This is a genomic window from Devosia sp. (assembly GCF_035944845.1).
Lineage (GTDB): Bacteria > Pseudomonadota > Alphaproteobacteria > Rhizobiales > Devosiaceae > Devosia_A.
Map to the genome: position 1 here is coordinate 1 of NZ_DASZAW010000120.1, position 12,854 is coordinate 12,854.

The window sequence follows — 12,854 nt, forward strand, 5'->3', positions numbered from 1 at the left end:
CGGGCTTTTCTCTTAAATTTGACAAATTTGAACCGCATCGACCCGACGATCAGGTTTCGGTCGTCGGGGCCGGACTGAGAAGGACCCTTACATGGAAGCCATGGATGCAGTCGGCACGGTCGCTCCGCATGCCGACCTCTCGATCTGGGCGCTGTTCTGGCAGGCTGACCTCGTCGTCAAGACGGTGATGATCGGGCTGCTCGCCGCGTCGGTCTGGTGCTGGGCGATCATCGTCGACAAGTCCATGCTGTATGCGCGCGCCAAGAACGAGATGAATCGTTTTGAGCGGGTATTCTGGTCGGGCCAGTCGCTCGAAGAGCTTTACCAGCAGATGAGCGAGAAGCCCTCGATGGGGCTGGGCGCCGTGTTCGTGGCGGCGATGAAAGAGTGGAAGCGCAGCCACGAGCAGAACGCATCGTCGTTCGTCGGCGTACAGGGCCGTCTCGACAAGGTGCTGGACGTGGCGATCAGCCGCGAGAGCGAAAACCTCGAGAAGCGCCTCGGTTTCCTCGCCACCGTCGGGTCCGCCTCGCCCTTCATTGGCCTCTTTGGTACGGTATGGGGCATCATGAACGCATTTACGGCCATCTCGGCCGCGTCGAGCACCAATCTCAGCGTCGTCGCCGGGCCGATCGCCGAAGCGCTGTTCGCCACGGCGCTGGGCCTGCTCGCCGCCATTCCGGCGGTGATCGCCTACAACAAGCTTTCGGGTGATGCGAACAAGCTGATCGGCCGACTGGAAGGCTTTGCCGACGAGTTCTCCACCATTCTCAGCCGGCAGCTCGAAGCGCGGGGTGCCCGCTGATGGCAATGGCAGTATCCAGCGGCGGGGGCGGTGGCGGGCGCCGTCGCGGCCGGCGGCGGGGCGGTGGCTCCAAGCCGATGAGCGAAATCAACGTCACGCCGATGGTCGACGTGATGCTGGTGCTGTTGATCATCTTCATGGTGGCGGCGCCGCTGATGACGGTCGGGGTGCCGATCGAGCTGCCGCAGACGCAGGCCAAGCAACTCAACACCGAGCAGAAGCCGATCACCATTTCGGTCACCAACGAGGGCGCGATCTTTCTCGGCGACAACCCGGTGACGCTCGAGGACCTGACCACACAGGTCGCCGCGGTTGCCGTCAACGGCACCGAGGACCGCATCTATGTGCGCGGCGATCTGGCAGCAAACTACGGGTCGGTGATGCAGGTGATGGGGGCGCTGTCGGGCGCCGGCTACGCCAAGATCGGCCTCATCACGGAACAGGCCGCGCAGCAACAGGACCAGTGAGCTGATGCGCACCGGGTTCACGGTTTCCACCATCGGGCATGTCGGACTGATCGTTCTCGCGGTCGTCGGCATCGGCATGGGGCGACCGATGGATCCGACGCCGGTGGATTCGATTGCCGTCGACCTGATCTCGGTCACCGACTTCGCCAATATCCGCATGGGTACGCTCGACAGCAAGGTGGTCGAAACCGAAGCGCCGTCGATCGTCGAGGCCGAGAAGCCGCCCGAACTGGCGCAACCGACCGGCAACACCGAAGAAGACCAGCCGACCCCGATGGACAATCCGGACCCAACGCCGGCGCCGACCGAGCAAACTGCTCCGGCCCCCGAGGCGGCTGCCGAACCTGTGGTCGAGCCGGAGCCTGAAGTTGCGCCGACCCCGGCGCCGCGTCCGGTGGTCGAGCCGCAGCCCGAGCCGGTGCCGGAACCGGTCGAAGAACCGACACCGGCGGAGCCCGCTCCGGTCGCGACCCCCGAAACGCCCGATCCGGCCGAGAGCGCGCCCAAGCCCAGGACGCACACGGCTTCGCTCGACCAGAAGCGCGCCGAGTTCAAGAAGCAGCAGCAGGCCGAAAAGCAGAAGCAGGCGGACGAAAAGGCCAAGGCCGAAGCCGACAAGAAGAAGGCCGAGGACGAAAAAAAGCGCAAGGCCGCAGAAGAGAAAAAGCGGATCGAACAGGCCAAGGCCGACGAGGCGAAGCAGCTTGCCGACGAGGTCGCCAACCTCATCAACAACGAGGAGTCGCGCGGTGCCACCACCGGCACGGGCGGCCAGCCGACGCTCGGGCGCGAGGATGGCCGCTCGGCGACGCTGAGCCAGTCCGAGATCGGTGCGCTGGTGGCACAGATCCGCTCCTGCATCACGCTACCGGCCGGCGCCGAGGATGCCGATGCGCGTGCCGAATTCACCTTCTCGATCGGCGCTGACGGCATGGTCAGCGGGCGCCCGCAGATGATGAGTTCGCCGACCAATCCGATCGAAGATGCCTATGCCCGTGCGGTGTCGCGTGCGCTGCAACGTTGCGGCCCGTTCACCGTGGCCGCCGGGCAGGATGTCCGAGCCCAGTTTGCAGCGCGGGAGTTCTGAGTGACCCCGACGCCCGAGAAAGATGGAGACGTAAGATGACCCTGATCACCCGGCGCAACGCGCTCAAACTCGGCCTTGCGGGCGGCGCAGTCGCGCTTGCCACCCCGTCGCAGGCGCTGGTCGAGATCGTCGTCACCGGCGGCAATTTCACGCCGCTGCCGATCGCCATTCCGGATTTCGCCTCGTCCGATCCGGCGTTCGGCGCCGAGATTGCACAGATCGTGCGCGACAACCTGAAGCGCTCGGGATTGTTCGTACCGCTCGATCCCGCATCGCTGCCGATCCGCGTCGGCGACGTCACCAACGAGCCGGATTTCGCCGCCTGGCGCGCCGCCACCGTCGACGCCCTGGTGATGGGCTCGGTGGAGCGCGGGGCGGAAGTCGCCTCGCAGGTGCGCGTCTGGGATACGCAGGCCGCTGCCCAGGTGGTCGGCAAGTCGTACAAGACCGACGCGCAGAACTATCGCCGCATTGCCCATATCGTGTCGGACGCCATCTATGCCTCGCTGTCCGGCGGCACCGGCTACTTCGATACCCGCATTCTCTACGTCGCCGAGAGCGGCCCCAAGGCCAACCGGGTGAAGCGCCTCGCCATCATGGACCAGGATGGCTTCAACGTGCAGTACCTGAGTTCGGGCAAGGCGCTCACCCTGTCGCCGCGGCTGTCGCCGGATGGCGCCTCGGTCACCTTCACCTCTTATGAGGATGGCAACCCGCAGGTCTATGTCGCCGGGCTCGGCGGCGCCTCGAGGAAGCTCATCAACGGTGCGCCCATGTCGTTCGCGCCACGCTACTCGCCCGATGGCGGCACCGTGGTGTTCTCGGTGTCGAATGGCGGCACCACCAACATCTACGCGGCCGGCGCCGGCGGCGGTAACCCGACGCAGCTGACCAGCGGTGCGGCGATCGATACCTCGCCGTGCTACTCGCCGGATGGCTCGCGCATCGTATTCGAGAGCGATCGCGGTGGCAGCCCGCAGCTCTACATCATGGGGGCCGGCGGCGGTGGCGCACAGCGCATCTCGTATGGCGAGGGCAGCTATTCGACCCCCGTATGGTCGCCGGCCGGTGACCTGATCGCCTATACAAGGCAGTCCGGCGGGCAGTTCCATATCGGCATCATGAAGCCCGATGGGTCGGGCGAGCGGATCCTGTCGTCCTCCGGGCAGGTGCAGGAAGGCCCGACCTGGGCGCCCAACAGCCGCGTCATCGGCTTCTTCCGCGATCCGGGCGGCGACGCCGGCCCGAGCCTCCACTCGATCGACATCTGGGGCCGGAACGAGCTCAACCTCAAGACTGAGAGCTTTGCTTCCGACCCGGCATGGTCGCCGCTGAGGGGGTAGTTTCACCCAAATGGAGAACGTGGTGCGGGAAGAATACCCCCGCTCCTGTCCCCTCCCCGCAAGGGGGAGGGAGACGCTCCAACCAGCGGCAGTGTTTTGGTCGCCTCCCCCTTGCGGGGGAGGGGACAGGGGTCGGGGTATTCTTCCCGCACCGATCTATTGGTCGAATACGCCTCCCCCTGCCGTGTCTTCACGGCAACACCACGGAAAAGCCCGGTTTCCGGCCACATTCGCGCCTGAATGACCAACAATTAACCACTGACGACAACCCCGCCTTAAGATTACCAACGGTAAAAAAGGCGTCTCAAATCATTCCTATCAGGAGTCAACCCGGATGCGTTCAGTTACGCCCCTTCTCGCCGTGCTGCGTGCTGCCGCGCTGGTGGTTCTCGTGGTCGCCGTGGCGGCCTGTTCGCGCAATGGCGCCGGTGGCACCGGGGTCGGCAATCTCGGGCCGGGCGGCGGAGCTCCGGGCAGCCAGCAGGAATTCCTGGTGAGCGTCGGCGACCGCGTGTTCTTCGAGACCGACTCCTCGAACCTGACGCCGACCGCGATAGCGACCCTCGACAAGCAGGCGGCCTGGCTCAACCAGTACCGCAACTACCGCATCCTGATCGAAGGCCATGCCGACGAGCGCGGTACCCGCGAATACAACATCGCGCTGGGCGCCCGCCGCGGTTCGATCGTGGTGAACTACCTGGTGTCGAAGGGCGTCGACCAGCGCCGCATCACCACCAAGTCGTTCGGCAAGGAACGTCCTGTGGCCATCTGCAACGATATTTCGTGCTGGTCACAAAACCGCCGTGCTGTGACGGTGGTACAGTAAGCGTCGAGCGGGTTTCGGGGCGGAGGCCGCGGCTACGCGGTGTCTCGCGCGTAATCCCCGAAGCTTTATCGACTGGAGGCATAAGCGCCGGGCGCCGCGTAATTGGGCCCGGCGCTTTCTTTTTGTCGAAATCCTGCGCTAATCCAACATCGTGCGGCTGACGGCCGCTGGTGATCCCACTGAACCTCTCCCGGACCCGACGGAGCTTTGATGGTGAAACTGCCCCCCATTCGTGGATCGGCCTACCGACCCGCGATCTATGCCGCCCTTGTCGCCGCGGTGCTGGCCGCGCCGGCGCTTGCTGCCACCAGCCCGCTGCCGGCCGAGGTGCTGATGCCGGCAACGGCCATGGCCGAGACGCGCATCCATGTGGCCCAGAACCAGCAGTCGAGCGCGCAGCTGCTGGTGCGCATCCAGGAGCTCGAGGACCTGATCCGCACGCTGACCGGTCGGGTCGAAGGACTTGAGTTCCAGCTGACGCAGATGCAGACGCAACTTGCCAAGCAGGCCGAGGACAACGAGTTCCGCTTCCAGGAACTGGAAGGCGGTGCTGGGGGAAAACCGCAGGCGGCAGCGCCAACTGACGGCGTGACGCCGTCCGATACGCTGCCGCAGTCTCCGGCCCAGGAGGCGCCTGCCGTCGCCGCAACACCCGATGCATCGGTCGCGGCCCCACCGGCGGATGATCTGCCGTTGGCCGATCTCGACGGTGAGCCGATGGAGGGCGAGCCGATGGACGCCCTCGGCGATTCCTCCGACCCGTTGCTGAGGGGGGGCATCGACCAGCTCGGCACCCTCCCTGAGGGCGCCGACACGCTCGGCCTCGATGGTGGGCGACCGCTGGATCTGACGCTCGGCAGTGGCGGTGAGATCTCCAGTGGCGACGCCAAGGCGCAGTACGACGCCGGCTATGACGCGATGACCCGCGGCGACTATGCCTTTGCCGCCGACCAGTTCCAGCAGTTCGTCGCGCTCTATCCCGACGATCCAAAGATGCCCGACGCCATCAACTGGCTGGGGGAGGCGCTGATTCAGCAGGGTCAGTTCACCGATGCGGCGCAGGCGCTGGCCGACGGCTACACCAGGTACAAGGACAGCAACCGCGCTCCGGACATGATGCTGAAGCTCGGCGTGGCGCTGGTCGGCGCTGACCAGGTGGATGTCGGTTGCCGCACCTTCTACACGCTGAAGCAGCGCTATACGCAGCTTACCCCCGCCTTCACGCAGCGCCTCGAGCAGGAAGCGCAGAAGGCGAAATGCCCGGTGAGCTGATCGACAGCGAGGCGATCTTTGCCCCGCTCGCCGCGTTTCGGCGAGTGGGGCTTGCCGTCTCCGGTGGACCCGACAGCCTGGGGCTGATGTTGCTGGCGGCCGAATTCGCCGGCCGGCATGCCGTGCATGATCGCTTCATCGTCTATTCCGTCGATCATGGCCTGCGGCCTGAGGCGGCAGGCGAGGTGGCTTACGTTACCGAAGCTGCCGGCAAGCTGGGGTTCGCCGCCCGCGCGCTGCGTTGGGAGGGGCCGAAACCGACGACCGGTGTGCAGCAGGCGGCGCGCCGGGCGCGCTACGGGCTGATTGCCGATGCGATGCTTGCCGATGGCGCCGAGATCCTCGTTACGGCACATCATCTGGCGGACCAGGCCGAGACGGTGCTGATGCGGCTGGCGCATGGCAGCGGCCTCGAGGGGCTGCGTGGCATGGACTACTTCGCCGATGTGGCCGGGTTGGTGGTGGTGCGGCCGCTGCTCGACATCGATCCGGCAGATCTCGCCAGGCTGGTCGCGGGCTCGGCGTTCCGGCCCGCGCACGACCCCAGCAATCTCGATACGGACTACGAGCGGGTGCGCTGGCGCCAGCTGTTGCCGCAACTGTCGGCCCTCGGGCTCGATAGCCGCCGGCTTTCGCGTTTCGCCGAGCGGATGCGCGATGCCGACCAGGCGCTGGCGCAGCTTGCCGCAGCCACGGCAACGAGCCTCGATCCGGCAACCGGCACCCGAAAGATCGCCCGCGCCGTGCTGGCGCGATTGCCGCGCGCGGTGGCGACCCGGGTGGTCGCGGGGTTGCTGGACGACGTGGGCGGCAGGCAGAAGCCGCACGACCTGCAGCCGGTGGAAGCGCTGACCGATCGATTGCGCATGGAACCAGCCCTGAAGCGGACAAGTTTGCATGGTTGTCTCGTCAGCAGCGATGGCGTGACAATTGTCGTTGTGCGGGAGGCCGGCCGGAAGGCGGCGCGTAACTCTCGAGTGAGGACCGAACCACCCGTGACGCGGAATTAACCGGAAAAGCGCAAGCTCTCTCGACTTTTCGGCCAAACCGCCGCACCAGTTTCGGCCCGCCGATACCTTGTAAGGCCCAGGAGCGAGGCCTACATTCGCCCCAACTATCCGGCCTTTCCCGTGCCGGACTTCAGGACAGGATTGATGAACGTCAATTTCCGGAATTTCGCCATCTGGCTGGTGATTCTGTTCATGCTGATGGGCCTGTTTCAGGTCTTTCAGTCGTCGACCAAGTCTATTTCGACGACGGACAAGAGCTACAGTCAGTTCGTCTCCGACGTGGATGCAGGCAGCGTCCAGTCGGTGACCATCACCAATGACGTGGTCTCGGGCGTGCTGAACAACGGCACGAAGTTCCAGACTGTGTTGCCGCCGCAGGGCTCGGACATCATCTCGCGGCTCGAGCAGCGCGGCGTGCAGATCACCGCGCAGCAGCCGGAATCCAGCCCGTTCTGGGGCATGCTGCTGACCTCGTGGCTGCCGTTCCTCGTCATCATCGGGGTGTGGTTCTTCTTCATCCGGCAGATGCAGGGTGGGGGACGTGGCGGCGCCATGGGCTTCGGCAAGTCGCGCGCCAAGCTCCTGACCGAGACGCAGGGCAAGATCACCTTCGAGGATGTCGCCGGTGTCGACGAGGCCAAGCAGGACCTCGAAGAGATTGTCGAGTTCCTGCGCGATCCGGGCAAGTTCCAGCGGCTGGGCGGCAAGATTCCGCGCGGCGTGCTGCTGGTCGGCCCGCCGGGTACCGGTAAGACGCTCATCGCGCGCGCCGTCGCCGGCGAAGCCAATGTGCCGTTCTTCACCATCTCGGGCTCGGACTTCGTCGAAATGTTCGTCGGCGTGGGTGCCTCGCGTGTCCGCGACATGTTCGAGCAGGCCAAGAAGAACGCCCCGTGCATCATTTTCATCGACGAAATCGACGCCGTCGGCCGGCACCGTGGCGCTGGCCTCGGCGGTGGTAACGACGAGCGCGAGCAGACGCTGAACCAGCTGCTGGTCGAGATGGACGGCTTCGAAGCGAACGAGGGCATCATCCTCATCGCCGCGACCAACCGCCCCGACGTGCTCGATCCGGCGCTGCTGCGTCCCGGCCGCTTCGATCGCCAGGTCGTGGTGCCGAACCCGGATGTGCAGGGTCGCGAGAAGATCCTCAAGGTGCATGTGCGCAAGGTGCCGCTGGCGCCCGACGTGGACCTCAAGGTGCTGGCTCGCGGTACGCCCGGTTTCTCCGGTGCGGACCTGATGAACCTCGTCAACGAGGGGGCGCTCCTGGCGGCTCGCCGCAACAAGCGCTTCGTCACGATGAGCGAATTCGAGGATGCCAAGGACAAGCTGATGATGGGCGCCGAACGCCGCACCCTCAGCCTCACCGAGGAAGACAAGAAGCTCACTGCCTATCACGAAGCCGGGCACGCGCTGCTCGCCATCAAGATGGACGCGTCCGATCCGATCCATAAGGCCACCATCATCCCGCGCGGTCGCGCGCTGGGCATGGTGATGCGCCTGCCGGAGCGCGATCAGGTGTCGCTGACCCGCCGCAAGGCCTATGCCGACCTCGCGGTCGCCATGGGTGGCCGCGTCGCCGAGGAAGAAATCTTCGGCTATGAGAAGGTGACTTCGGGCGCTTCCGCCGACATCAAGATGGCAACGGGCCTCGCCCGCGCCATGGCGACCGAGTGGGGCATGTCCGACAAGCTCGGCCCGCTGCTCTATGGCGACGCACAGGACGAGGTGTTCCTCGGCCGCTCGATGATGCAGCGCAACACCCACATGTCGGACGAGACCCAGCAGGTGGTCGATGCCGAAGTGAAGCGCTTCGTCGACGAGGGGTACCAGACGGCGCAGAAGGTGATCCGCGACAATATCGACGATCTGCACACCATCGCCCAGGCGCTGATCGAGTACGAGACGCTGACCGGTGACGAGATCCGCGGCCTGATGGAGGGCAAGATGCCGCTCCGTCCGTCCGACACCGATCCGCCGGTGAAATCGACCGGCGTGCCGACCGCCGGCAAATCGGGCAAGAAGCGCCCCGATGCCGAGCCGGGCGCCGCGCCCGAGCCGCAGCCGGGCAGCTGACGTCTCCCAAGTCCACTGCGGGGCCGCTCTTCGGAGCGGCCCTTTTGTTTATGGTTGTTTCAAGATTGTGGTTGGGGGACCCGCTGGCTTGCGGCGTGGAAGGACGCTGATCGAGATCTGCTCGGGTATTGCGGCAACACTCTCCGCCCATCCGCCGCCCAGCCGCATATCCGCCCCGATTGGCCGGTTAACGAAACGGCACCAATCTCTTTCGTATGCTTGGTGCTTGGCGCTAGATTGGCGCCATCCCAATTCGAGGGCTTCTCATGGCGCGCAGGTATTTCGGCACGGACGGTATTCGCGGGCTGGCGAACGGCGAAAAGCTGACGCCGGAGCTGGCGATGAAAGTCGGCATGGCGGCGGGCCTGAAGTTCGTCAATGGCGACCATCGCAACCGCGTCGTGATCGGCAAGGATACCCGCCGCTCCGGCTACATGATCGAGAGTGCGCTCACTGCCGGCTTCACCGCCGTGGGTATGGACGTCTACCTGCTCGGCCCGATGCCGACGCCTGCCGTCGCCATGCTGACCCGCTCGCTGCGCGCCGACCTGGGCGTGATGATCTCGGCTTCACACAACCCGTTCGACGACAACGGCATCAAGCTGTTCCGTCATGATGGCTACAAGCTTTCCGATGCGCTCGAAGACGATATCGAGCAGCTGATGGATTCCAACATGCTGAGCCAGCTCAGCACCGGCCGGGACATCGGCCGCGCGCATCGCGATGAGGCGGCCCAGACCCGCTATATCGAGTACGCCAAGCGCACCATGCCCAAGGGCATCGATCTGACGGGCCTGCGCGTGGTGCTCGACTGCGCAAATGGCGCCGCCTACAAGGTGGCGCCGACGGCGCTGTGGGAACTGGGCGCCGAAGTGTTCGTCATCGGCAACGAACCCGATGGCTTCAACATCAACGACAAGGTCGGTTCGACCGCCCCCGAGGCGCTGATCGCCAAGGTGAAGGAACTGCGCGCCGATATCGGCATCGCGCTCGATGGCGACGCCGACCGGGTGATCATCGTCGACGAGAAAGGCGAGATTGTCGATGGCGACCAGTTCATGGCGGTGATCGCGCAATCCTGGCACGCACGCGGCGAACTCAAGGGCGGCGGCCTCGTCGCCACGGTGATGAGCAATCTGGGGCTCGAGCGTTACCTCGGCGGCATCGGGCTCAACCTCGAGCGCACCCAGGTGGGTGACCGCTACGTGCTCGAAGCGATGCGCGCCAAAGGCTTCAATGTCGGCGGCGAGCAGAGCGGGCACATCATCCTCACCGATTTCACCACCACGGGCGACGGCCTCATCGCCGGACTGCAACTGCTGGCGGTGGCCAAGCAGGCAGGGCGAGCCGTGTCCGAGATCTGCAAGCGCTTCGACAAGGTGCCGCAACTGCTGCAGTCGGTGCGCTATAAGGAGGGCAAGCCGCTCGAGCACAAGCTGGTGCAGCAGGCAATCAAGGAGAGCCAGGCCCGCCTCGGTGATGCCGGCCGCCTGGTGATCCGCCCTTCCGGCACCGAACCGGTGATCCGGGTCATGGCCGAGAGCGACGACGAGGGCCTGGTGCTGGCGGTGGTCAACGAGATCGCCGCGACGATCAAGAAGGTGGCGTAGCTCTAACCGCTCACAGCCGGCCCCCTCCCATCCTCCCCCACGAAGGGGAAGGTGCCCCACCGGTGCATTAGGCACGATCGAAGACACAAGCTCGACTCTTCACCTCCCCCTTCATGGGGGCGGCCGGGAGGGGGCCGTCTCTGTCAGTCGGCGTACAAGTAAACCGTCCACCCCCGCAAAGACTTCGTTAACGCATCTCCTTCACCGGGCATTAGGGTTATCCGTTAGGGTTAAGTGGGTTTTAAGAAAAGGCAGGCAAGGTGGAGTCAGTCGACTGGTGTCGTCGTGGCAACAAGGACCCTGCATTATGCGTAGATATCTTGCTTCAGCGGCTGCGGTAGGAACCGCCCTGCTGCTCGCCGGCCCCGTGATGGCGGCCGATATGCCTGAATATCCCGAGATCCCGGAAGTCGATTACGACATCGGCGGCTCGTTCTACCTGCGCGGCTCGGCCGCGCTGAATATCCATTGGGCGCCGGAAGTGAAGCACCCGTGGGATCCCGCCGACATCGATCCGATCGTCGAGTATGGCTACGGCTATAGCTGGGGCGCCGGCTTCGGTTATGAAACCGGCACAGGGCTGCGCTTCGACGGTACGATCGACTCGGTCGAAACCAAGGGCCTGAAGATCACTAAAGATGACGGTGGTCTCGACGATGGCGATTACACGCTGATGCTGCGTTCCACCGTCGCGCTGGCCAACATCTACTACGATTTCGGCCTTGGCGGCGACTTCAGCTATTCGTCGGGGGCTGGTGGCGCCTTCGGCTATGTCGGCGCCGGCGCCGGTCTCGCCTGGAATCACGCGGAAACCAACTCGCCGTGGGGCGTTCCCACCCCGGTTCCGACCGGCGGCAATGTCAGCGCTGCGGCGGCCGTCATGGTCGGTGTCGGCTACGACATGGGCAGCTGGGTGGCGGATGTCGGCTATCGCGGCCTCTACATCAACCAGATCAACAATGCTCCGACCGACCCGACGCAAGAAGGGTACTTCGAGATCGACAACAACTGGATCCACGAGCTGCGCGGCACGGTCCGCTACCGCTTCAACTAAGCAGCCGTTGGACGACACCAGTCCGACCCGGAACGGCGCCCAGAAGGGCGCCGTTCTTGTTTGTTGTCAGCGAACTGTCAGGTTCGATTGCATAGCTTTTCGCTATGCAAATCAACGGTATCGGCAAACTCCACGCGAATGGCGAAGCGCTCGCGGAGGCGGAGTTCACTCTGTTCACCACACCGGGGTTCCCGACAGGGCGAGGAGAACTGCGCTGCGCAAGATCGGCGCTGCACGAGGCCTATGGTGCGGCCCGGGCGGCCCTATCGTTCGCCAGCCATGGCGACCCGATCGAGATCATGATCGTCGGATCGCCAGACGGCGAGGTAGCGGATTTCGTTGCCATCGGTCAGTCGCCGCGCCTCTGGGGTAACTAGCGCCGGCCCGGTCCGACTCGGGTACACTCGGCAGTATGAATCCTCCCGCCATCACCATCGAAGACCGCACCCTCGCCCGGGCTGACGTCACCGCGCTGCAGGGCGATGATCCGGTGCGTCTCGTCGGCTGTACTCTCGACGAAGCCAAGCTCGCCGATCTTGATCTGACCGGTTGGGTGTTCGAGCGCTGCAGCTTCGCCCGCACCGATTTCGGCAAGGCGGAACTCGAGCTCGCACGCTTCCTCAACTGCCGCGGCGCCTTCGCGCTGTTCCGGGGCGCCAACCTCGAGGATGCGGCGTTCCGCTCGTCGGATTTCAACAATGCGAGCTTTCGCGGCGCGACGCTGTCAGCGGTCTCGTTCGAGGATTGCAAACTCACCGGCTGCGACATGGCCGACGCCAGGTCGATGGGCGTGCGCTTCACCAACACGCTGCTGGTCTCGGCCAAGCTCCCCGGCTTCAATTTTCGCAAGGACACGCTGGTCGGAGTGGATCTGAGCTCGGCCGACCTCGCCAGATGCGATTTCCGCGAGGCGAGCTTCGAGAACTGCTCTCTCCGTGAAGCCAATATCGAAGAGGCGCGGTTCCAGGATGCGGACCTCAGGGGTGCTGATCTCGGCGGGCTGTCGATCCTCGCACAAGCCGGTCGCTTCAAGGGCGCGGTGGTGTCGGCGGCGCAGGCGGAACTGATCCTGAGCCAGACCGGACTCAAGGTGCGGGCGCGGTAGAGTGGAGAGCAGCTTGGACGGCATGGGCTGAGCAACGCCGTCCCCTCGCCCCTCTGGGGAGAGGGTTAGGGTGAGGGGCAGCCAAGCACACCGGACGTGCTGTTGTCGCCTGCCTAACCGCACTGAACGAGCGCTTGGCGCCCCTCACCCCGACCCTCTCCCCAGAGGGGCGAGGGGGGCGCTGTCCGTGGTTCGC

The 12,854-nt window shown here is 65.1% G+C and carries 12 protein-coding genes; all 12 read left to right on the top strand.

What is annotated here, in order from left to right:
* Positions 1-100: 100 nt before the first annotated feature.
* The 12 genes from tolQ to VGV07_RS23825 all read left to right on the top strand — a co-directional run bounded on the left by tolQ (position 101) and on the right by VGV07_RS23825 (position 12,658).
* The gene (gene tolQ / locus VGV07_RS23770; RefSeq protein ID WP_326871262.1) at positions 101-805 is read left to right on the top strand and encodes a protein TolQ; all 705 of its coding nucleotides are present in this window, start codon (positions 101-103) and stop codon (positions 803-805) included.
* The gene (gene tolR, locus VGV07_RS23775; protein ID WP_326871210.1) at positions 805-1,272 is read left to right on the top strand and encodes a protein TolR; all 468 of its coding nucleotides are present in this window, start codon (positions 805-807) and stop codon (positions 1,270-1,272) included. Before tolQ ends, tolR begins: the two co-directional genes overlap by 1 nt.
* A 4-nt stretch (positions 1,273-1,276) precedes the next feature.
* Complete coding sequence (locus VGV07_RS23780) at positions 1,277-2,359, top strand: hypothetical protein (RefSeq protein WP_326871211.1); 1,083 nt, start codon at positions 1,277-1,279, stop codon at positions 2,357-2,359.
* A 35-nt stretch (positions 2,360-2,394) separates the two neighbouring features.
* Positions 2,395-3,702: a Tol-Pal system beta propeller repeat protein TolB gene (tolB, locus tag VGV07_RS23785; protein ID WP_326871212.1), complete on the top strand. Its 1,308-nt coding sequence runs from the start codon at positions 2,395-2,397 to the stop codon at positions 3,700-3,702.
* 334 nt (positions 3,703-4,036) lie between these two features.
* On the top strand, positions 4,037-4,528 hold the full coding sequence (gene pal, locus VGV07_RS23790) for a peptidoglycan-associated lipoprotein Pal (protein WP_055999663.1): 492 nt from the start codon (positions 4,037-4,039) through the stop codon (positions 4,526-4,528).
* Positions 4,529-4,738: 210 nt separating this feature from the next.
* Complete coding sequence (gene ybgF, locus VGV07_RS23795; RefSeq protein ID WP_326871213.1) at positions 4,739-5,800, top strand: tol-pal system protein YbgF; 1,062 nt, start codon at positions 4,739-4,741, stop codon at positions 5,798-5,800.
* Positions 5,785-6,810, top strand: a complete 1,026-nt coding sequence (tilS, locus tag VGV07_RS23800; RefSeq protein WP_326871214.1) for a tRNA lysidine(34) synthetase TilS — start codon at positions 5,785-5,787, stop codon at positions 6,808-6,810. Before ybgF ends, tilS begins: the two co-directional genes overlap by 16 nt.
* A gap of 144 nt (positions 6,811-6,954) precedes the next feature.
* The gene (gene ftsH / locus VGV07_RS23805) at positions 6,955-8,889 is read left to right on the top strand and encodes an ATP-dependent zinc metalloprotease FtsH (RefSeq protein WP_326871215.1); all 1,935 of its coding nucleotides are present in this window, start codon (positions 6,955-6,957) and stop codon (positions 8,887-8,889) included.
* Positions 8,890-9,155: 266 nt separating this feature from the next.
* Positions 9,156-10,499 carry a phosphoglucosamine mutase gene (glmM, locus tag VGV07_RS23810; RefSeq protein WP_326871216.1) on the top strand — a complete coding sequence of 448 codons (1,344 nt, stop codon included), beginning with the start codon at positions 9,156-9,158 and terminating at the stop codon, positions 10,497-10,499.
* A 307-nt stretch (positions 10,500-10,806) separates the two neighbouring features.
* Positions 10,807-11,553, top strand: a complete 747-nt coding sequence (locus VGV07_RS23815; RefSeq protein WP_326871217.1) for a hypothetical protein — start codon at positions 10,807-10,809, stop codon at positions 11,551-11,553.
* A gap of 104 nt (positions 11,554-11,657) precedes the next feature.
* Entirely contained in the window at positions 11,658-11,930 is a 273-nt protein-coding gene (locus VGV07_RS23820) for a hypothetical protein (protein WP_326871218.1), read from the top strand.
* A 35-nt stretch (positions 11,931-11,965) separates the two neighbouring features.
* Positions 11,966-12,658 carry a pentapeptide repeat-containing protein gene (locus VGV07_RS23825; protein ID WP_326871219.1) on the top strand — a complete coding sequence of 231 codons (693 nt, stop codon included), beginning with the start codon at positions 11,966-11,968 and terminating at the stop codon, positions 12,656-12,658.
* Positions 12,659-12,854: the final 196 nt, after the last annotated feature.

Coding starts and splice junctions, on each gene's coding strand:
- tolQ (WP_326871262.1), top strand. CDS start 101: ATGGATGCAGTCGGCACGGTCGCTCCGCATGCCGACCTCTCGATCTGG.
- tolR (WP_326871210.1), top strand. CDS start 805: ATGGCAATGGCAGTATCCAGCGGCGGGGGCGGTGGCGGGCGCCGTCGC.
- VGV07_RS23780 (WP_326871211.1), top strand. CDS start 1,277: ATGCGCACCGGGTTCACGGTTTCCACCATCGGGCATGTCGGACTGATC.
- tolB (WP_326871212.1), top strand. CDS start 2,395: ATGACCCTGATCACCCGGCGCAACGCGCTCAAACTCGGCCTTGCGGGC.
- pal (WP_055999663.1), top strand. CDS start 4,037: ATGCGTTCAGTTACGCCCCTTCTCGCCGTGCTGCGTGCTGCCGCGCTG.
- ybgF (WP_326871213.1), top strand. CDS start 4,739: ATGGTGAAACTGCCCCCCATTCGTGGATCGGCCTACCGACCCGCGATC.
- tilS (WP_326871214.1), top strand. CDS start 5,785: ATGCCCGGTGAGCTGATCGACAGCGAGGCGATCTTTGCCCCGCTCGCC.
- ftsH (WP_326871215.1), top strand. CDS start 6,955: ATGAACGTCAATTTCCGGAATTTCGCCATCTGGCTGGTGATTCTGTTC.
- glmM (WP_326871216.1), top strand. CDS start 9,156: ATGGCGCGCAGGTATTTCGGCACGGACGGTATTCGCGGGCTGGCGAAC.
- VGV07_RS23815 (WP_326871217.1), top strand. CDS start 10,807: ATGCGTAGATATCTTGCTTCAGCGGCTGCGGTAGGAACCGCCCTGCTG.
- VGV07_RS23820 (WP_326871218.1), top strand. CDS start 11,658: ATGCAAATCAACGGTATCGGCAAACTCCACGCGAATGGCGAAGCGCTC.
- VGV07_RS23825 (WP_326871219.1), top strand. CDS start 11,966: ATGAATCCTCCCGCCATCACCATCGAAGACCGCACCCTCGCCCGGGCT.